This window comes from Paracoccus everestensis (assembly GCF_021491915.1).
GTDB lineage: Bacteria > Pseudomonadota > Alphaproteobacteria > Rhodobacterales > Rhodobacteraceae > Paracoccus > Paracoccus everestensis.
In genome coordinates, this window is record NZ_CP090836.1 from 2,397,110 (window position 1) to 2,415,664 (window position 18,555).

At 65.1% G+C, this 18,555-nt stretch carries 19 protein-coding genes; 11 read left to right on the forward strand and 8 right to left on the reverse strand.

Features of this window, described 5'->3' with window-relative positions:
- Window positions 1–111 precede the first annotated feature (111 nt).
- Together ctaD and LZ585_RS11850 are read left to right on the forward strand one after the other, a co-directional pair.
- Entirely contained in the window at window positions 112–1,788 is a 1,677-nt protein-coding gene (ctaD, locus tag LZ585_RS11845; protein WP_234853765.1) for a cytochrome c oxidase subunit I, read from the forward strand.
- Between the two features lie 44 nt (window positions 1,789–1,832).
- Entirely contained in the window at window positions 1,833–2,282 is a 450-nt protein-coding gene (locus LZ585_RS11850; protein WP_390625068.1) for a DUF2244 domain-containing protein, read from the forward strand.
- 50 nt (window positions 2,283–2,332) lie between these two features.
- Here LZ585_RS11850 and LZ585_RS14970 read toward each other — a convergent pair whose 3' ends face one another.
- A complete protein-coding gene (locus LZ585_RS14970; protein WP_390625119.1) occupies window positions 2,333–2,404 on the reverse strand; it encodes a hypothetical protein in 72 nt (23 codons plus the stop codon).
- Between the two features lie 84 nt (window positions 2,405–2,488).
- Complete coding sequence (locus LZ585_RS11855; protein WP_234853767.1) at window positions 2,489–2,950, reverse strand: GatB/YqeY domain-containing protein; 462 nt, start codon at window positions 2,948–2,950, stop codon at window positions 2,489–2,491.
- A gap of 129 nt (window positions 2,951–3,079) precedes the next feature.
- Here LZ585_RS11855 and carA point away from each other — a divergent pair, with 129 nt between their 5' ends.
- Both carA and LZ585_RS11865 read left to right on the forward strand, forming a co-directional pair.
- Entirely contained in the window at window positions 3,080–4,231 is a 1,152-nt protein-coding gene (gene carA / locus LZ585_RS11860; RefSeq protein ID WP_234853768.1) for a glutamine-hydrolyzing carbamoyl-phosphate synthase small subunit, read from the forward strand.
- 54 nt (window positions 4,232–4,285) lie between these two features.
- Entirely contained in the window at window positions 4,286–6,346 is a 2,061-nt protein-coding gene (locus LZ585_RS11865) for a glycosyltransferase family 2 protein (RefSeq protein ID WP_234853769.1), read from the forward strand.
- A 25-nt stretch (window positions 6,347–6,371) separates the two neighbouring features.
- Here the strand turns inward: LZ585_RS11865 and LZ585_RS11870 are convergent, their stop codons facing one another.
- Window positions 6,372–9,164 (reverse strand): [protein-PII] uridylyltransferase family protein, encoded by a 2,793-nt coding sequence (locus LZ585_RS11870; protein WP_234853770.1) that lies wholly within the window; start codon window positions 9,162–9,164, stop codon window positions 6,372–6,374.
- Window positions 9,165–9,371: 207 nt separating this feature from the next.
- Between LZ585_RS11870 and LZ585_RS11875 the strand changes: the two genes are divergently transcribed.
- The 3 genes from LZ585_RS11875 to ilvN all read left to right on the forward strand — a co-directional run bounded on the left by LZ585_RS11875 (window position 9,372) and on the right by ilvN (window position 12,735).
- A complete protein-coding gene (locus tag LZ585_RS11875) occupies window positions 9,372–10,211 on the forward strand; it encodes an arginyltransferase (protein WP_234853771.1) in 840 nt (279 codons plus the stop codon).
- Between the two features lie 146 nt (window positions 10,212–10,357).
- Window positions 10,358–12,112: an acetolactate synthase 3 large subunit gene (locus LZ585_RS11880; RefSeq protein WP_234855823.1), complete on the forward strand. Its 1,755-nt coding sequence runs from the start codon at window positions 10,358–10,360 to the stop codon at window positions 12,110–12,112.
- 62 nt (window positions 12,113–12,174) lie between these two features.
- Window positions 12,175–12,735: an acetolactate synthase small subunit gene (gene ilvN / locus LZ585_RS11885; protein WP_234853772.1), complete on the forward strand. Its 561-nt coding sequence runs from the start codon at window positions 12,175–12,177 to the stop codon at window positions 12,733–12,735.
- A 6-nt stretch (window positions 12,736–12,741) separates the two neighbouring features.
- Here ilvN and LZ585_RS11890 read toward each other — a convergent pair whose 3' ends face one another.
- Both LZ585_RS11890 and LZ585_RS11895 read right to left on the reverse strand, forming a co-directional pair.
- On the reverse strand, window positions 12,742–13,083 hold the full coding sequence (locus LZ585_RS11890; RefSeq protein ID WP_234853773.1) for a fumarylacetoacetate hydrolase family protein: 342 nt from the start codon (window positions 13,081–13,083) through the stop codon (window positions 12,742–12,744).
- 299 nt (window positions 13,084–13,382) lie between these two features.
- On the reverse strand, window positions 13,383–14,141 hold the full coding sequence (locus LZ585_RS11895) for a M48 family metallopeptidase (RefSeq protein ID WP_234853774.1): 759 nt from the start codon (window positions 14,139–14,141) through the stop codon (window positions 13,383–13,385).
- Window positions 14,142–14,298: 157 nt separating this feature from the next.
- Here LZ585_RS11895 and LZ585_RS11900 point away from each other — a divergent pair, with 157 nt between their 5' ends.
- Genes LZ585_RS11900 through LZ585_RS11910 form a run of 3 tightly spaced genes read left to right on the forward strand, consistent with a single transcriptional unit; the run spans window position 14,299 to window position 15,874 of the window.
- Window positions 14,299–14,538, forward strand: a complete 240-nt coding sequence (locus LZ585_RS11900; RefSeq protein WP_234853775.1) for a hypothetical protein — start codon at window positions 14,299–14,301, stop codon at window positions 14,536–14,538.
- A 50-nt stretch (window positions 14,539–14,588) separates the two neighbouring features.
- The gene (locus LZ585_RS11905) at window positions 14,589–15,161 is read left to right on the forward strand and encodes a nitroreductase family protein (protein ID WP_234853776.1); all 573 of its coding nucleotides are present in this window, start codon (window positions 14,589–14,591) and stop codon (window positions 15,159–15,161) included.
- A complete protein-coding gene (locus tag LZ585_RS11910; protein ID WP_234853777.1) occupies window positions 15,158–15,874 on the forward strand; it encodes an EI24 domain-containing protein in 717 nt (238 codons plus the stop codon). Before LZ585_RS11905 ends, LZ585_RS11910 begins: the two co-directional genes overlap by 4 nt.
- Here the strand turns inward: LZ585_RS11910 and LZ585_RS11915 are convergent.
- Both LZ585_RS11915 and mce read right to left on the reverse strand, forming a co-directional pair.
- Complete coding sequence (locus LZ585_RS11915) at window positions 15,831–16,100, reverse strand: DUF1467 family protein (RefSeq protein ID WP_234853778.1); 270 nt, start codon at window positions 16,098–16,100, stop codon at window positions 15,831–15,833. The genes LZ585_RS11910 and LZ585_RS11915 overlap by 44 nt on opposite strands.
- Window positions 16,100–16,504, reverse strand: a complete 405-nt coding sequence (mce, locus tag LZ585_RS11920; protein WP_234853779.1) for a methylmalonyl-CoA epimerase — start codon at window positions 16,502–16,504, stop codon at window positions 16,100–16,102. Before mce ends, LZ585_RS11915 begins: the two co-directional genes overlap by 1 nt.
- 152 nt (window positions 16,505–16,656) lie before the next feature.
- Here mce and LZ585_RS11925 point away from each other — a divergent pair, with 152 nt between their 5' ends.
- Window positions 16,657–17,367 (forward strand): response regulator, encoded by a 711-nt coding sequence (locus LZ585_RS11925; protein WP_234855824.1) that lies wholly within the window; start codon window positions 16,657–16,659, stop codon window positions 17,365–17,367.
- Window positions 17,368–17,373: 6 nt separating this feature from the next.
- On the opposite strand, the gene LZ585_RS11930 is transcribed toward LZ585_RS11925, so the two are convergent.
- Window positions 17,374–18,552, reverse strand: coding sequence for a DUF1501 domain-containing protein (locus LZ585_RS11930; protein WP_234853780.1), 1,179 nt, complete (start codon window positions 18,550–18,552; stop codon window positions 17,374–17,376).
- Window positions 18,553–18,555 lie beyond the last annotated feature (3 nt).

Sequence of the window (18,555 nt, forward strand, 5' to 3'; positions counted from 1 at the left end):
TCGTTCCGGCAACCTTAGGGCATTGCCGGGTCGGCACGGCTGGTCTAGAACACACCCAAAGGGAATTGCCGGTCTGCCGGACCGGATCATGATATCTGAGGGAGTTCGGGTATGGCAGACGCAGCCGTTCATGGCCACGACGACCATCACGACACACGCGGGTTCTTTACCCGCTGGTTCATGTCCACCAATCACAAGGACATTGGTGTTCTTTACCTGTTCACCGCAGGGATCGTGGGGCTGATCGCAGTCAGCTTTACGGTTTATATGCGGATGGAACTGCAAAATCCCGGCGTGCAGTTCATGTGCCTGGAAGGCGCGCGCTTCATTGCCGATGCAAGTGCCGAATGCACCCCGAACGGCCATCTCTGGAACGTGATGATCACCTATCACGGCGTTCTGATGATGTTCTTCGTGGTAATTCCCGCGCTGTTCGGCGGCTTTGGCAACTATTTCATGCCGCTGCACATCGGCGCCCCGGACATGAGCTTTCCGCGGCTGAACAACCTGTCCTACTGGATGTATGTGGCGGGCGTCGCGCTTGGCGTGGCGTCCCTGCTGTCGCCGGGCGGATCGGACCAAATGGGTTCGGGCGTGGGCTGGGTTCTGTATCCGCCGCTGTCCACGACCGAGGCCGGGTATTCGATGGATCTGGCGATCTTCGCGGTCCACGTCTCGGGCGCGTCCTCGATCCTGGGCGCGATCAACATCATCACCACCTTCCTGAATATGCGCGCGCCCGGCATGACGCTGTTCAAGGTGCCGCTGTTCGCCTGGTCGGTCTTCATCACCGCCTGGCTGATCCTGCTGGCCCTGCCGGTGCTGGCCGGTGCCATCACTATGCTGCTGATGGACCGCAACTTCGGCACCAACTTCTTCAACCCGGCTGGCGGCGGCGACCCGATCCTGTACCAGCACATCCTGTGGTTCTTCGGCCACCCCGAGGTCTACATCATCATCCTGCCGGGCTTCGGCATCATCAGCCATGTCATCGCCACCTTCGCCAAGAAGCCGATCTTCGGCTATCTGCCGATGGTGCTGGCCATGGCCGCGATCGGGGTGCTGGGCTTCGTGGTCTGGGCGCACCATATGTACACCGTGGGGATGTCGCTGACCCAGCAGTCCTATTTCATGCTGGCCACCATGACGATCGCCGTGCCCACGGGCATCAAGGTCTTCTCATGGATCGCGACCATGTGGGGCGGCTCGATCGAGTTCAAGACGCCGATGCTCTGGGCCTTCGGCTTCCTGTTCCTGTTCACCGTGGGCGGCGTGACCGGCGTGGTGCTGTCGCAGGCGCCGCTGGACCGGGTCTATCACGACACCTACTATGTCGTGGCGCACTTCCACTATGTGATGTCACTGGGCGCGGTCTTTGCGCTGTTCGCAGGCATCTATTACTGGATCGGCAAGATGTCGGGCCGCCAGTATCCCGAATGGGCGGGCAAGCTGCACTTCTGGATGATGTTCATCGGGTCCAACCTGACCTTTTTCCCGCAGCACTTCCTGGGCCGCCAGGGGATGCCGCGCCGCTATATCGACTATCCGGTCGAATTCGCCTACTGGAACTATATCAGCTCGCTGGGCGCCTATCTGTCCTTCGCGTCCTTCCTGTTCTTCATCGGCGTCGTCTTCTATACCCTGTTCGCAGGCAAGCGCGTGACCCAGAACAACTACTGGAACGAGCATGCCGATACGCTGGAATGGACCCTGCCCTCGCCCCCGCCCGAACACACGTTCGAGCAACTGCCCAAGCGCGAGGATTGGGACCACAGCCACGCCCACTGATGCCTTATGAATGGCAAGATACGGCCCCGGATCACTCCGGGGCCTTGTCATATCGGCTGCGGCTTTGGCCTTACCAGTCCTTGCCGCGAAAGGGCTTTGTCTGGTTCATCGGCGTGACGGCGGCCTTCATGGCCCTGCCCGTAGTGGCAATGCTGGGAACCGCTGTCTTGTGGGGCCTGCTGCCCTTTGCCCTTCTGGTGATCGGCGGGCTGTGGTATGCGATCCAGCGCAGCTATGCCCAGGGCGAGATGACCGAGGAACTGCTGCTGGACCGCCGCACGGCGCAGGTCATCCGCCACGATCCGGGCGGGGGGCTGCGGGAATGGACCACCAACAGCTATTGGCTGCGCGCGAACCTGCGGCGCGGACCTGTCGAGTCCTATCTGACACTGACCGACGGCCAGCGGGAAATCGAACTGGGCGCCTTCCTGACCCCCCAGGAACGCCGCCACCTGCATGACGACCTGTCGCGGCGGCTGGCTAGCCTGCGCTGATCAGCGGTCTTTGTGCCTGGACCCCGCAACGTCCTCCAGCTCGCTCTCGCTCATGCGTCGGACATATCCTTAGAGGCGCTAGTCAAATCCTTGACCCGCGCATCGCCCCGCCTGTCGGACAAGGCGGCACCTGCGCCCTGCTGGGGGCATTCGATTTGGCGGGCATGGCTGTGGCCTCCTGCCCGTCCTGGCGCCCATGAGGCGGTTCAGTTCAGCAGGCGTGCCTTGACCATCGGTCCGACCGCCCCGAAATCCATCTGCCCTGCATGACGGTCGCGCAGTTCGGCCATGACACGGCCCATGTCGCGGATGCCGGTCGCCCCAAGGGCGGCGATGGCCCCGTCGATGGCGGCGGCGGTTTCGGCCTCCGACAACTGCCGGGGCAGGAATTCCTGGATGACGCCGATCTCGGCTTCTTCCTTCTGAGCCAATTCCAGACGGCCCCCTTCCTCATAGGCCCGGGCAGATTCCTGGCGCTGCTTGACCATCTTCGACAGGATGGCAATCAGGTCATGATCGCCCAGCGTGCCGTCGCCGTCGCCTCCGCGGGCCGCAATCTCGCGGTCCTTGATGGCGGCACCGATCAGGCGCAACGTGGACAGGCGTGCGCTGTCCTTGGCCTTCATGGCATCCTTGATGGCGGCTTGCAGGGTGGCTCGCAGATCCATGTCGCTTCCTTCGGGCACGAAAGCCTGCGATCTAGGGTAATGCCCGTGTCAAAGCAAGGCGGCCTTGTTCTTGACCTTGCCCGCCCCGCCCCCTATTCACCGGCAGATTTCACACAAGGGGTGCTTGCCATGGCCAACAAACCGACCGCCTGCCTTGCGCTTGCCGACGGAACCGTCTTTTACGGCCAGGGCTTCGGCGCACCCGGCCAGGTCGTGGCGGAACTGGTCTTCAACACCGCGATGACCGGCTATCAGGAGATCATGACCGATCCGTCCTATGCCAGCCAGGTCGTCACCTTCACCTTTCCCCATATCGGCAACACCGGCATCACGCCGGAAGACGACGAGGCCCCCGACCCGGTCGCCAGCGGCATCGTCGTCCGCTGGGATCCGACCGATCCGTCGAACTGGCGCGCGGCGGGCGACCTGCCCGGCTGGATGGCCCGGCGCGGCCGTATCGGCATGGGCGGAGTCGACACCCGCCGCCTGACCCGCGCGATTCGCCAGCAGGGTGCGCCTCATGTGGTGCTGGCCCATGACCCGGACGGCAATTTCGACATCGCCGCAATGGTCGCCAAGGCCCGCGACTGGGCCGGTCTTCTGGGCCTGGATCTGGCCCGCGACGTGACCTGCCGGCAAAGCTATCGCTGGGACCAGGGCGCCTGGGAATGGGGCAAGGGCTTCGGCACCGCGCCCGAACAGAGGCCCTTCAAGGTCGTGGCGCTTGATTACGGCGCAAAGCGCAACATCCTGCGGTCCCTGGTGGCCTATGGCGCCGACGTGACCGTGCTGCCCGCCACCGCCACGGCCGAGGAGGTCATGGCCCATGAACCTGAGGGCGTGTTCCTGTCGAACGGTCCCGGCGATCCGGCGGCGACCGGCGAATACGCCGTGCCCATGATTCAGACCCTTCTGGGCCGCGACTTGCCGATCTTCGGCATCTGCCTGGGCCACCAGATGCTGGCCTTGGCCCTGGGCGCCAAGACGGTGAAGATGAGCCATGGCCACCACGGCGCGAACCATCCCGTTCGCGACACGGAAACCGGCAAGGTCGAGATCACGTCGATGAACCACGGCTTCGCGGTGGACAGCCAGTCCCTGCCGGTGGGCGTGATCGAAACCCATGTCAGCCTGTTCGACGGCAGCAATTGCGGCATCCGCGTTCAGGACAAGCCGGTGTTTTCAGTCCAATACCACCCCGAGGCCGCGCCCGGCCCGCAGGACAGCCTGTATCTGTTCCAGCGGTTCACGGATGCGATGCGCGCGCGCCGGGGGGCTTAACCGCTTCTTAACCGCTTTCGTGCCAGTCATGGGCGATCCACAAGGGAATCGCCCATGGTCAGTCCGCAAATTGTTGCCCGTCCCTTTCCCGCTGCGCCTGCGCAGCCGACGATGGCGCCGCGCAACCAGTTGCCGCTGGGCCAGATCCTGCTGGAAGACGGTGCGGTCGATCCCGGCAACCTGCTGAAGGCCAGCGTGATGCGCGGGCGGCAAAGCAGCCGCCTGGGCCAGATCCTTCTGTCGCAAGGCTGGGTCACGCCCGAGGCCTTGCTGCGCGCCCTGTGCCGCCAATGGCGCACCACCGCCCTGGATCCGGTAAAGACACCCGGCGATCCGCGGCTGATCGACGCCCTTGGGACCGAATTCTGCCTGGGCCATGCCATCCTGCCCTGGCGGCGCATCGGCGGCGTCACCTGGATCGCCACCGCCCGCCCCGAGGCCTTTGCCGACCTTGTCCCCGGCCTGCCCGAAAGCTTCGGCCAGGAGCGGATGCTGTTGTGTTCCGAAGACCAGATCCAGGCCGCGATCCTCGCCTCGCGCCGCATTGCCATGATCCGCAAGGCGGAAATGCGCGTGCCGGCCGCCGAAAGCTGCCGATCCCGGAACGAGGCGCGGACCGGCCGCGTCGCGCTTGGTGCCATGGCCGCGCTGGCGCTTGGGCTTTGGCTGGTGCCGGTGGCGGTCTTGTCGGTGCTGACCCTGTGGGCCACGCTGTCGCTGGTGGCGCAAAGCGGGCTGAAGCTGGCGGCGTTTGTCGCCACCCGCCGCATCCGAGCCGAGGAACGGTCCCATTCCGAAGACATGGCCCAAGGCCGCATTGCGCGACAGGAAATGACCGGCCCGCTGCCCGTGGTCTCGGTCATGGTGCCGCTGTTTCGCGAAAGCGATGTCGCGGGCAAGCTGGTGGGCCGCCTGTCGCGCCTGGATTATCCGCGCGAACTGACCGACATCCTGCTGGTGATCGAGGCCAGCGACCATGTGACGCAGAATGCCCTGAAGGGTGCCCGCCTGCCCGGTTGGATCCGCGTGGTCGAAGTGCCGAACGGCCCCATCCAGACCAAGCCGCGTGCGCTGAATTACGCCCTGAACCTCTGCCGGGGCGCGATCATCGGCGTCTGGGATGCCGAGGATCGGCCCGATCCCGACCAGTTGCACACCGTCGCGCGGCGCTTTCATTTTGCGCCCGCCGACGTGGCCTGCCTGCAAGGCGCGCTCGATTACTATAACCCACGCACAAACTGGCTGGCGCGCTGTTTCACCATCGAATACGCGGCCTGGTTCCGGGTGATCCTGCCCGGCGTCGCCCGCCTTGGCCTGGTCGTCCCCTTGGGCGGCACCACGCTGTTCTTTCGCCGCGACGCGCTGGAACAGGTGGGCGCCTGGGACGCCTGGAACGTGACCGAGGACGCCGACCTGGGCGTGCGCCTGGCCCGCCGCGGCTGGCGGACCGAGATCATCGACACCACCACCGACGAAGAGGCCAATTGCCGCGCCCTGCCCTGGATCAAGCAGCGGTCCCGCTGGCTCAAGGGCTATGCGATGACCTGGGGCGTCCATATGCGCGACCCGCGCGCCCTATGGCGGGAACTTGGCCCCCGGCGCTTCTTGGGCTTCCAGATCCAGTTCTTGGGCAGCCTGTCGCAATACCTGCTGGCCCCCATCCTGTGGAGCTTCTGGCTGCTGAGCCTTGGCTTGCCGCATCCGTTGCGCGAACCGCTGGCAGGGATTTGGGGCGGTTACGCGATCCCGGCGCTGTTCGGCACATTCGTGGTATCCGAACTGCTGTCCATCGGGGTGGGCATGTGGGCCGTGCGTGGCGACAAGCACCGGCATCTGATGTACTGGGTGCCCTCTTTGCACCTGTATTTCCCGCTGGGCTGCCTCGCCGGCTGGAAGGCGATCTATGAGGTGGTGGTAAAGCCTTTTTACTGGGACAAGACTGCCCATGGCATCTACGACGCGGCGGATGCGGAGGTGACGATTCCCCAGGCCACGGTGTCCATCCCCCTGTTGGGGCAGATCGGCGATCCTGTCCCTGCGAAAAGACCTGTCGCGCCCGCAGCCCCCCTGGACCTTGCCGCGTCCCAGGCTGCGCCCGTGCGGAAAACCGCCTGATCCGACGGGGCGGCTGGCCCGCCTGTCAGCCAGCCTCGACCGGCAAGGCCGCGTCGATCAGACAGGCAGCCTCGGCGCAGTCATCGCGCAGTTGCCGGGCCAGGTCGTCCACGCTGGCCACGCCGCTTTCCCGCAGCAGGAACTCCTGTCCGCCCTGGCCGATTTCGTCCATGTCCAGCGGCTTTGCAGTCAACAGCCGCCCGGAGGCGTGAAGCCTCCACAGGAACCGCCATATCGACGCCAGCCGGTCCGCATCAGCCGCCGCGATCAGCCCGGCCCGCCGTCCGGCGCGCAGTTGCGCCAGGGTGTTGCGCGCCGGATCGCCAGACCGCAGCGCCAGGGATTGCGCCAAAAGATCGATGTCCTGCAAGCGGCCTGGTCCCACCTTCGCCTCCCACACGCCATCCAAGGGGCGGGCGGCGAAGATGCGTTCGCGCATATCCGCCAGATCGGGCATCACGCGCTGATCGCAGCCCCGCTGGCGCAAGACGTCCAGGCGCAACGCCTCGACATCATGGGCCAGCCCCTCGGCACCTGTGCCCGCCATTGCCACGACACGGGCGCGGGTCAGGGCCAGGTGTTCCCATGTCCAGGCCTCGGAGAGCTGGTAATTCCGAAAGCTTTCGATCGCTGTCGCGACCGGCCCCTGCCGCCCCGAGGGACGAAGGCGCATATCCACCTCGTATATCCGCCCCTCGGCCGTGGGGGCCGAGGCTGCCGTGATCATCGCCTGCGTCAACCGCGCGTAATAAGGACGCGCGGCCAGGGGACGCGGTCCGTCCGAGGCGTCAATGCCATCGGCATCATAGATCACGATCAAGTCCAGATCGGACAAGGCGTTCAGGGTGCGTGCGCCCAGCGACCCCATCCCCAGCACCACCGCCCCCCGGCCCGGCGGGGCACCATGCTTGCGGGCGAAATCGGCGGCGGTGACGGGAAACAATGCCGCGATGCAGCCATCGGCGATGTCGCCGTATTGGCCCGCAGCCTCGTCCGCGTCGATCAGGCCCCGCAGGTGATGGACACCCACGCGGAAATGCCATTCATGCGCCCAGCGTCGGGCCGTGTCCAAGGCGGCCTCGTATCCGCCCCCCGGACCGTTCAGCGCCGCCTGCAAGACCCGGTCCAAATCCGCGCGCAGGCCGGTGGCGCCGGGCCAGGGGGAAAAGAAGCTGCCCCCCAGGACTGCATCCAGCACCGCAGAATGCCGCGTCAAATAGGCGGCAAGGCCCGGCGCGCTGCCGCAGATATCGACCAGAAGGTCAATCAGCTGGGGATTGGCCTCGAACAAGGAAAAGATCTGCACCCCGGCAGGCAGGGCGGACAGAAAGCCATCGAACCGCTGCAAGGCCTCGGCCGGGTGGCCGGTGCGGGCCATGCGCGACAGCAGTTCCGGTTCGACCCGTCGGAAAATCTGCTGCGCGCGGGCCGAACGCAGCGCCGGATAGGTTTGCCAACGGTCGATGATGGCCTGCGATTCGGCCGAGATCGAAGGGCGAGGCACCGCCTCGCCTGGTGCAAAGAAGCTCTCGGTCAGCTTGTGCACATGATCCAGCCGCGTGCGAAGCCGGGCGGACCAGGCGTCGGTATCCCCCTCGCCCATCATGGCGGCAATCACGGCCAACCCGCCCGGGTCGCGCGGCAGGCTGTGGGTCTGGGCGTCGTTGACCATCTGGATGCGATGTTCGATGTCGCGGTGCTGGCGGTAATGATCCGTCAGGTCGCGGGCCACATCGGCGGGGATCCAGCCCTTGGCGGCCAGCGCCCCCAGACCACCTGCCGTGTCCCGGCACCGCAGGCCGGGGTCGCGCCCGCCCGCGATCAACTGGCGGGTCTGGGTGAAAAACTCGATTTCCCGGATCCCGCCCCGGCCCAGCTTCATGTTGTGGCCGGGAATCTCCAGCCGCCCGCCCAGGCCCTTGTGGTCGCGGATGCGCAGCCGCATGTCGTGCGCGTCCTGGATGGCGGCGAAATCCAGGTGCTTGCGCCAGACAAAGGGGCGCAACTCGCGCAGAAAGCGTTCGCCCGCCGCGATGTCGCCCGCCGCAGCGCGTGCCTTGATAAACGCCGCGCGTTCCCAGGTGCGCCCCTCGGCCTCGTAATAGGCCAGCGCGGCAGCGGCCGAGATGCAGACCGGCGTGACCGCTGCATCGGGCCGCAGCCGCAGGTCGGTGCGAAAGACATAGCCGTGTTCCGTCACGTCCGACAGCATCAGGGCCATCTTGCGCGTGGCGCGGATCAGCGCGGCGCGCGCGTCCTGCTGGTCGCAATCCGCATAAGCGGCATCGTCGAACAGCACGATCAGGTCGATATCGGAACTGTAGTTCAATTCCCGTGCGCCGCCCTTGCCCATCGCCAGGGCGAAAACGCCGCCTGCATCCGCGTCGGCGTCAGGCAGCTTTCCCCGGCGGCGTTCCTGGGCCACTTGGGCGCGAAGGGCCAGATCGACGGCGCGATCGGCAAGGTCGGACAGCGCGCCCGTCACCTGTTCCAGCGGCCATACCCCGCCCAGGTCGGCCAATGCGGTATGAAGCGCGACCCGCCGCTTGGCCCGGCGCAGGGCCACGGCCAGTTCGTCGGTCCCAAGGTCGTCGAAGCCGGCGGTTTCCCGGGCCACCACATCGTCATGGTCAAGCGCGCCAAGCAGCCAGTCGGCTTCCTTCTGCAAGAGCCCCGCCAGATAGGGGCTGCATCCCGCGGCCCCCGCAATCAGGGCCGAAAGCGATGGATCAAGCGTCGGGAGCAGCGCAAGCGCATGGCGGGCCCGGTCGGGATCGGCGGGGAGCGGGTGGCGGGTGATGCGGGCTGCAAAATCCATGCGCGGCAGACTAGCCAAAGCCCCTGCCCCGTCAACGGCTCCGGCAGCCGGAAGCAGTCTGGGAACAGTTCAAGCTTTAACCCTTTCCCGGCTTGGCGGGTGACGCAATCATTGTTAGGCTTTCGCGCAAACAACACACGGGCATACGGATCCTTTTTGGCGCATGATCAGTTCTGGAACGACAATCCGCCGTAAGGGCCTGCGCTGATGCGTCACACCCTGCCCCATGCGCCGCAATTCTATGTGACGGCCCCGCAGCCATGCCCTTATCTGCATGGCCGGGCCGAACGCAAGCTGTTCACCGCGCTGCATGGCGACAACGCGTCTGACCTGAACAACGCGCTGTCGCGCCAGGGCTTCCGGCGGTCGCAGAACGTGCTGTATCGGCCCAGTTGCGAAAGCTGCGTGGCCTGTATGTCCGCGCGCATCCGGGTGGCGGATTTCCAGCCCTCGCGCACGCAGCGGCGGCTGATGCGGCGCAACGGCGGTCTGCGGCGCCTGGCCACCAGCGCCTGGGCTACCGAAGAACAGTTCGAATTGTTCCGTCGTTACCTGGACAGCCGCCATGCCGATGGCGGGATGGCGGACATGGATATCTTCGAATTCGCCGCCATGATCGAGGAAACGCCGGTCAAGACCCGCGTGATCGAATACCGCTGCAACGCCGACCGGCCCGAACGGCTGGCGCCCGGCGACGATTTCCTGGCCGCCGTCTGCCTGACCGACGTGCTGGATGACGGCCTCAGCCTGGTTTACAGCTTTTATCACCCGCTTTTGCAACCGGCGAGCCTGGGGACATACCTGATCCTAGACCATATCGAGATCGCACGGGCCGCCAAGCTGCCCTATATCTACCTGGGCTACTGGGTGCCGGGTAGCCGCAAGATGGATTACAAGGCGCGCTTTTCGGCGCTGGAGATCTACAAGGGCGGGGTCTGGCAGAACATCGGCGACCCCGAGGATCATTCGAACGAAGCCCATCCCCTGTCAGTGGATCCGATCGTGGAACAGGTCGCCAAGATTGCTTTGCCCCAATTCGATCGCTGACCTGCGAAAGAAAATTACAAAAATCAGTCGGAACGCGTCATTTTCTCCGCGCACCCCCATTGACCCTGCCCGGACAGGTCCATAGTTTGCGCCGACGCGCAGGCGGGATTCCCGTCGCGTTCGCTTGGTCCTGATGGAGAGAAATGATGTCCCGAATGATGACGGGTGCGAGAATGGTTGTCGAAGCCTTGCGCGATCAAGGCGTCGATACGGTATTCGGCTATCCCGGCGGGGCGGTACTACCCATCTATGACGAGATTTTCCAGCAGAACGACATCACCCATGTTCTGGTCCGTCATGAACAGGGCGCGGTCCACATGGCCGAAGGCTATGCCCGGTCCACGGGCAAGCCGGGTGTCGTGCTGGTCACGTCGGGTCCGGGGGCCACGAATGCCGTGACCGGACTGACGGATGCGCTGCTGGATTCGATCCCGCTGATCGTCCTGTCGGGCCAGGTTCCGACCTTCATGATCGGCACCGACGGCTTCCAGGAAGCCGACACTGTCGGCATCACCCGGCCCTGCACCAAGCACAACTGGCTGGTCAAGGACACCGACAAGCTGGCCGGGACGATCCACAAGGCCTTCCAGGTTGCGACTTCGGGCCGTCCGGGCCCGGTGCTGGTCGATATCCCGAAGGACGTGCAGTTCGCGACCGGCACCTATGTCGGCCCCAAGCAGATCGAGCCGGGGCGCTACCAGCCGGTCCGCAAGGGCGACATTGCCGCCATCACCCGCCTGGTCGAGCTGATCGAGGGCGCAGAACGCCCGATCCTTTATACCGGCGGCGGGGTGATCAACTCTGGCCCGGGGGCCAGCCAGCTTTTGCGCGAACTGGCCGAAGCGACGGGCTTTCCCGTGACCTCGACCCTGATGGGTCTGGGGGCCTATCCGGCATCAGGGCGGAACTGGCTGGGAATGCTGGGAATGCACGGCTTGTACGAGGCGAACCTGGCCATGCACGGCTGCGACCTGATGATCAACATCGGTGCGCGTTTCGACGACCGGATCACCGGGCGCATCGCCGATTTCAGCCCCCATTCGATCAAGGCGCATATCGACATAGACCCGTCCAGCATCAACAAGGTGGTCCGGGTGGACATCCCCATCGTTGGCGATGTGGGTCACGTTCTCGAGGATTTGCTGAAGGTCTGGAAATCGCGCGGCCGCAAGACCAACAGCTCCGCGCTGAACCAGTGGTGGCAGCAGATCGAGGGCTGGAAATCCAAGAATTGCCTGTCCTATCGCAACAGCGACACGATCATCAAACCGCAATACGCCCTGGAACGGCTGGAGGCGCTGACCAAGGGCCGCGACCGCTATATCGCGACCGAGGTCGGCCAGCACCAGATGTGGGCCGCGCAATACCTGCATTTCGACCAGCCGAATCGCTGGATGACCTCGGGCGGGCTGGGGACCATGGGGTATGGACTGCCCGCCAGCATCGGCGTGCAGATGGCACACCCGGATGCCCTGGTGATCAACGTCGCGGGCGATGCAAGCTGGCTGATGAACATGCAGGAAATGGGCACGGCGGTGCAGTTCCGCCTGCCCGTCAAGCAGTTCATCCTGAACAACGAACGCCTGGGCATGGTCCGTCAATGGCAGCAGCTGCTGCATGGCGAACGCTACAGCCAGAGCTGGTCCGACAGCCTGCCCGATTTCGTCAAGCTGGCCGAGGCTTTTGGCTGCAAGGGCGCGGTGGTCAGGGATCCCAAGGATCTGGATGATGCCATCCAGCAGATGCTGGATTACGACGGGCCGTTCATTCTGGATGTGCTGGTTGAAAAGCACGAAAACTGCTTCCCGATGATCCCGTCCGGCAAGCCGCATAACGAAATGCTGCTGGGCGAGGCCGCGACATTTGGCGTGATCGAATCCGAAGGCGCTGTGCTGGTGTGACCGTTGCGTGGGGGCGCCGCCCCCGCATCCCTGGGTATCTTATGCCAGATGAAGGCAAGACAATGAACGCTTTGAACATTCACAAGGGTGCATCCAGCCATTCGGCCTATGACTTGCGCGACCCCAATTCGCAGGTCGAGGAAAGCCATACCCTGGCCGTGCTGGTCGAGAACGAACCAGGCGTGCTGGCGCGCGTGATCGGGCTGTTTTCTGGACGCGGCTATAACATCGACAGCCTGACGGTGGCCGAGGTGGATCACACCGGCCATCGGTCGCGAATTACGCTGGTGACGCGCGGCACGCCTGCCGTGATCGCCCAGGTGAAGGCGCAACTGGGCCGGATCGTGCCGGTTCACGAGGTTCACGACCTGACGGTCGAAGGTCCGGCGGTGGAACGGGAACTGGGCCTGTTCAAGGTGCGCGGCCAGGGCGAAAAGCGGGTCGAGGCACTACGCATCGCGGAAATCTTCCGCGCCAATGTCGTCGATTCGACGCTGGAAAGCTTTGTCTTCGAACTGGTCGGAACGCCGACCAAGCTGGATGCCTTTGCCGACCTGATGCGACCCCTGGGGCTGGCCGACCTGGCCCGCACCGGCGTAGCCGCCTTGTCGCGGGGGGTCTAAGGCGGGTTAGCCGGCGGCGATCCGAAGCTCTGGCTGGGTCGCCAACTGCTCTCGCGCTTCGGGGGCCGAGGATACGATTCGCAGATGCGGCTCGGCCGGTGGGGTGGTGGCACGCAGCATGGCGGGCAGATGTGCGAATTCCTGTTCGGACAGCATCGTGACACGGCGGGCATTGCGCAAGGCGCCTATGACCTCGCTTTCCAGTTCCACCAGATCGCCGGGCTGGGGCCAGCAGGCAGGATGGGCAAGATTATCGCGTCCTTGCAGATATGCCAAGGCCGCATGATCTTCGCACCAGATCACCGCCTTTTCACGTTCCGCACTGCTCCACACAACTACGCCGATCATTCCGACACTCCAAACGGATGCCGGAGCATCGCGTCAACTTGGTCAAATACAATTGCACTTTATGTGCATGGTAATGACTGCAAAAGCAGAATTCCTCTGATCTAGCAGCTTTTTTTTCATCCACCGAGAAATATTTCTGCTACCGAACTTGGGGGCATTCGGCTTTTCCAATAACGCGCTGATATTTCGTCACGATTTTTTCGTGCTTTCGGCAAGGCAAGTTTCCCCTAGGGCAATGAGATACGTCACGCACTGCTGGCTGTGGCATTTGTGCCGCATCTTCACGAATTTATAAAATCTCAGCGTATTCGTCCGCTTTGGACATCCGCGACGGCACGACGAACCTGGGCCAAGCGAGCCGCCCGAGGGGGGTGCGTGCCGAGGATATGGTCGCCGGGATCGGGGATTCGTTCAAAGAATCGGGATCCATTGATGGGGTCGAAGCCCGCGTTCAGCGTCATGACGGCGCCCAGGTAATCTGCCTGGAGCTCCCAGTCGCGGGAATAATAGCGCGACCCGACAGAGGCCCCGATGCGCTGGGCGGTTTCGATCGCCTCTTGGTTATTGCCGTAAACCGAGGCGATGCTGCCCAGAATCACCGCCCCTGCGGCAGCGGCCCCGGCCTTTCGATCCAGATGGTTCAGGATGTGATGACTAGCCTCGTGACCCACCACAAAGGCGATCTCGTCGCCGTTGCGGGTCTGGGCGATCAGCGACAGGGTAAAGCCGATGATCGGACGGCCGCTGGCATCGATGGTCTGGAAGGCATTGGCTTCCTGCCCCGGGCGATCGTCCACGACGAACTGGAAATCGCAGTTGATGGGCTGGGTGCGCCGTTGCAGGCATTCGCGCTCTACTGCCGGTTCCATCCGCCGCATCACGGCCACGAACATACGGGCCGTGGACTGCGGGGTGCCGTCATTGGTCAGGACCGGCGCGGGTTGGGACTGGGGCGCGCCATAAGGACCGGTCGGAAGGGTCACGGGGTCCATCGGAACCGGCGCGCAGGCCGCGATGCCCAGAAGTCCCGCCCCCAAGATTGCCGTGACCCGCTTCATTGCCCGCCCTTTGCCCCGATGCTGCGCCTTGTCCCGGCGCGGTCGTTACCTCTGCTTTGCGCCGATCTTAACCGGTCGTGAAAACCCACGCAAACCCTGCCCGCTTGCCCATGGCGTCACATCACGCGAATGTCGGCAGGAAACAAGGAGGCCCGCGATGTTTACCATCGAGCATGATTTCGACGCCACCGTCATCACCCTGATCGACGAGGCAGACCCCAACACCGGCCCCCTGAACGAGGATGTGGTTATCCTGTCCTTCGACGACCGCGTGGTGCTGGAACAGGTCGGTCCCGACGACGAGGTGGTCCGCATCACCCTGTCGATGCACCAGCTGACCGAACTGCGCCTGGCGTTGAACCTGCCCGAGGGAAACTACCGGATCGAGCGGGGCTAGGTTGCGCGGCCCGTCGCTTTCGTAAAAGAACGGAAGGGAAGGAGACTGCCATGACCTATCGCAACGATGCCGCACTCGATTTCCTGGCGACGCGCCGGTCGCATCCCCCCAAGATGCTGCGCGAACCCGCCCCCGAACGGGCCGAGATCCTGCGCCTGCTTACCCTGGCCGCCCGCACCCCGGACCACGGCAAGCTGGAACCCTGGCGATTCATCGTGCTGGAACGCGCCGTGCTGGACCGCTTGGCGCCGATCTTGCGCGACCAGGTGCTGGCTGCGGGCCAGGACGAGGCGGCGGCCGACAAGGCAGCATCGGCCTTCACGTCCCCGGTGATCGTGGCGGTGGTGTCGGCGCCGGTCGCCAGCGACAAGGTGCCGGCTTGGGAACAGTTCCTGTCGGCGGGCGCGGTCTGCCTGGGGCTGGTGAATGCGGCGCTTGCCTCGGGCTGGGGGGCGGCATGGCTGACCGGGCCTGCGGTCCTGGACGAGACTTTCGGGCGCAGCCACCTGGGCCTGTCGGACAGCGAACGGATCGTGGGGCTGGTCCATCTGGGCAGCCGGGGGGACACTCCGCCCGAACGCCCCCGTCCCGATGTCGCCGCCAAGACAAGCTGGCCGGAATGATCGTTTCTCGCGCCCTGATCCTGGCCTGGATGGACCTGCTGCGGCCCCGGATCCTGCGGCTGGCCTTGATGGGGATCGCGCTGACGATCCTGCTGTTCGTGGTCTTGCAATCGGCGCTGTTCTGGGTGGTCCGCACCCTTGTTCCGGGCGACCTGGTGCTGCCCTGGATCGGCACGCTGGATGTCGGGGCGGCCCTGTCCTGGGGAACGCTGGCGCTGTTCCCGCTGATGGGGTTCTTTCTGATGGCACCGGTCGCGGCGGGCTTTGCGGGCCTTTTCGCCGAACGCGTGGCCGACGTAGTCGAGGAAGTGCATTATCCCGCCCGCCACGGCGCGTCGCTGGATTTCCTGGATGGGCTGCTGGAATCGGTGGCCGTGGTGGCCGCGATACTTGCGGTGGCGGTGGTGTCGCTGTTCCTGACGCCCGTCCTGGGTCCGCTGGCGCCGGTGCTGCTGTTCACCGCGAACGGCTGGCTGCTGGGGCGCGAGTTCTTTCAGATGGCCGCGCGCCGCCACATGGACGAACCCGGGGCGACCGCGTTACGCCGCGCCAATGCGGGGCGCGTGACGCTGGCAGGGGTGCTGATCGCCATCGCCCTGGTGATTCCCCTGGTCAACATCGCGGTGCCGCTGCTGGCGGCAGCGGCTTTTACGCATCTGTTCCATCTTATCAGCGGAACATCCGGTCCAGATTCGCGACATCCGCGCGGGTGATCAGCCCGCCCAGGATCACATAGGCAAGCACCGCCCAGATGAGTCCCGCGATCACCGTGGTCCAGATCAGCTTGCCCCGTAACCGCAGGTCGGCTGGCGCGCCCGCAGGGGTGCCGGGCACGACTTCGCCCGCGTCCTGCTGGCTGCGCTGCCCGATCAGGATGACGATGAACAGCGTCAGGAACCACAATACGGCGTACAGGACGATGCCTCCGGTCAGGTTCATCAGACTTGCTCCAATTCGATCAGGCAGCCGTTGAAGTCCTTGGGATGCAAGAACAGCACGGGCTTGCCATGGGCGCCGATCTTGGGTTCCCCGCTGCCCAAGACGCGCGCGCCTTCGGATTTCAGGCGGTCGCGGGCGGCCAGGATGTCGTCCACCTCATAGCAGATGTGATGAATGCCCCCGGACGGGTTTTTGTCCAGGAATCCCTTGATCGGGCTGTCATGCCCCAGGGGATACAGCAGTTCGATCTTGGTATTGGGCAGTTCGATGAACACGACCGTCACGCCGTGGTCTGGCTCGTCCTGGGGGGCGCCCACCGTGGCGCCCAGCGTGCCTGCGTATTGGGCTGCGGCGGCGGTCAGGTCGGGAACCGCAATGGCCACGTGATTAAGGCGTCCGATCATCATTTCCTCCGGGTTTTGCGTGGTTCTAGGGGTTTCGGGGCGGCGGCGAAAGGAAAACCCCACGGCGTTAACCGCTTCTTAGCGAATCGGCGGCTAACTGACAGGGCGACATCGGTAGGGGATATGACATGCAGAACGACATCGTGCCCGACATGATCGACGCCTTGCCCATGTGGCGGGTGTCGCTGCCCAACCGGCCTCTGACGGGCCTGACGGTGCTGGTGGTCGAGGATTCGCGCTTTGCCAGCGAGGCCGTGCGGCTGCTTTGCCTGCGGTCAGGCGCCCGGATCCGGCGGGCCGATTGCCTGCGTTCGGCCGCGCGGCACCTGCAAACCTATCGCCCGGCGGTGGTGATCGTCGATCTGGGCCTTCCCGACGGCAATGGCACCGACCTGATCCGCCAGATCGCCACGACCGAACCCCGGGTGCCGGTGTTGCTGGGCATATCCGGCGATCCCGACCTGGCTGATACCGCCCTGGCGGCGGGGGCGGACGGGTTCCTGCCCAAGCCCATCGAAAGCCTGGCCGTGTTCCAGCAGACCATCTTGTCGGCCCTGCCGGTCGAGGCGCGGGGCACCGGCCTGCGCATCCTGCCGGATGAGGTGATCCAGCCCGATCCGTCGGGGTTGCGCGACGATCTGGCCCATGTGGCCGAGATCCTGTCCACCGCCCAGGATACGGCGGCGGTCGATTACATCGCGCATTTCCTGGCGGGCATCGCACGATCCGCCCATGACCCGGTGCTGGAAGCTGCGGCCACGGCCCTGGCCCGCGACCACAATGCAGGGCATTCCCTGGCAAGTGACCTGGCACGGATCAGCGGGCTGGTGCAGGAAAGGCTGGCCCGCGTCGCCAGCATGTGACGGCTCTCAGGCCAGGATGCGCGGATTGTCCCCTAGGTCGAGGCCGGGAAAGACGCTGCGTTCCAGCACATCGCGCGGAATGTCGAACAGATCCCGCATGACCCAGGCGGCGTGGGCACGGATATCGCGCAAGGGCATCAGGTCGCGCCCGGCATACAGGTCGCCCTCGGCCAGGCCCGGCCAGCCGCCAAGCGCGCGCCCGCCCCGGATGTTGCCGCCCGCCACCAGCATCGCGCCCCCGGTGCCGTGATCGGTGCCGCCTGTGCCGTTTTCGCGCACGGTGCGGCCGAATTCCGTCATTGCCAGCACCGTCGTACGCCGCCAGTTCGCGCCAAGATCGGCGCGCAGCGTCAGGATCGCCGCACCCAGCCGCTGCAGGGCGCGGTCGATCACCGGACCTTGGCGCGCATGGCTGTCCCAGCCCGATATCGAGAAACTGGCAATGCGCGTCTCGCCATTCAGGCGGTCGGCGGTGAACCGTGCCAGTGCCTGGGCATCGCGGGTGGGGCCGTCGTCGGTATCGACCCGGACAAGATCGTCGTTGATGATCTCGATGGCCTGTTCGCCCGCTGGCCGGAACAGCGGATCGTCGTGCCAGACATGGGCCAGCAGCCTTTGACCCTGCGCCGACAGGCGAAAGCGCGTCTGGGGTGCCCAGCTTTTGGCGGGTGCGGCGCCGTCCAGGATGCGCATATCATCCAGGCCCACCGAATAGGCGGTTTCCGATTGCACCCCCGGCATGGCCTGCAACAGCCGGTTCAGCCAGCCGTCGCGCAGGCGCATGGCCTCCACGTCGGTGCCGGTCCCCGCTTCCAGCATATCTTGGCCGTCGAAATGGCTGCGCTTGTCGCGATATGGGGTGGATACGGCAGGCGCAAAGGCCAGCTCGCCCGCCTGCCACAAGGGCATCAGCGGGGCCAGCGCCGGGTGCAGGGCGAAGAACCCGTCCAGGTCATGCGCGCCCCCTTCCGGCCCCGTCGACAGGGTCTTGCGCAAGGTTCGCAGGCTGGGATCGCCATAAGGCTGGAACACGTCCAGCCCATCCATCGCGCCACGCAGGATGATGACGACCAGGCGGTTGTCGCCCGGCATGGAGGCAAAGGCGATGGGGGACAGCAGCGGATGGGCCGCGGCCGAACAGCCGATCAGGGCCGTGGATTTCAGGAACAGGCGGCGGGACAGCATCGC

Bases quoted from the DNA above. Each gene is read 5' to 3' on its own strand.
- LZ585_RS11900 (WP_234853775.1), top strand. From the start codon at position 14,299: ATGTTTACCATCGAGCATGATTTCGACGCCACCGTCATCACCCTGATC.
- ctaD (WP_234853765.1), top strand. From the start codon at position 112: ATGGCAGACGCAGCCGTTCATGGCCACGACGACCATCACGACACACGC.
- LZ585_RS11905 (WP_234853776.1), top strand. From the start codon at position 14,589: ATGACCTATCGCAACGATGCCGCACTCGATTTCCTGGCGACGCGCCGG.
- LZ585_RS11880 (WP_234855823.1), top strand. From the start codon at position 10,358: ATGTCCCGAATGATGACGGGTGCGAGAATGGTTGTCGAAGCCTTGCGC.
- carA (WP_234853768.1), top strand. From the start codon at position 3,080: ATGGCCAACAAACCGACCGCCTGCCTTGCGCTTGCCGACGGAACCGTC.
- ilvN (WP_234853772.1), top strand. From the start codon at position 12,175: ATGAACGCTTTGAACATTCACAAGGGTGCATCCAGCCATTCGGCCTAT.
- LZ585_RS11875 (WP_234853771.1), top strand. From the start codon at position 9,372: ATGCGTCACACCCTGCCCCATGCGCCGCAATTCTATGTGACGGCCCCG.
- LZ585_RS11865 (WP_234853769.1), top strand. From the start codon at position 4,286: ATGGTCAGTCCGCAAATTGTTGCCCGTCCCTTTCCCGCTGCGCCTGCG.
- LZ585_RS11890 (WP_234853773.1), bottom strand. From the start codon at position 13,083: ATGATCGGCGTAGTTGTGTGGAGCAGTGCGGAACGTGAAAAGGCGGTG.
- LZ585_RS11855 (WP_234853767.1), bottom strand. From the start codon at position 2,950: ATGGATCTGCGAGCCACCCTGCAAGCCGCCATCAAGGATGCCATGAAG.
- LZ585_RS11915 (WP_234853778.1), bottom strand. From the start codon at position 16,100: ATGAACCTGACCGGAGGCATCGTCCTGTACGCCGTATTGTGGTTCCTG.
- LZ585_RS11925 (WP_234855824.1), top strand. From the start codon at position 16,657: ATGATCGACGCCTTGCCCATGTGGCGGGTGTCGCTGCCCAACCGGCCT.
- LZ585_RS11870 (WP_234853770.1), bottom strand. From the start codon at position 9,164: ATGGATTTTGCAGCCCGCATCACCCGCCACCCGCTCCCCGCCGATCCC.
- LZ585_RS11910 (WP_234853777.1), top strand. From the start codon at position 15,158: ATGATCGTTTCTCGCGCCCTGATCCTGGCCTGGATGGACCTGCTGCGG.
- LZ585_RS11895 (WP_234853774.1), bottom strand. From the start codon at position 14,141: ATGAAGCGGGTCACGGCAATCTTGGGGGCGGGACTTCTGGGCATCGCG.
- mce (WP_234853779.1), bottom strand. From the start codon at position 16,504: ATGATCGGACGCCTTAATCACGTGGCCATTGCGGTTCCCGACCTGACC.
- LZ585_RS11930 (WP_234853780.1), bottom strand. From the start codon at position 18,552: ATGCTGTCCCGCCGCCTGTTCCTGAAATCCACGGCCCTGATCGGCTGT.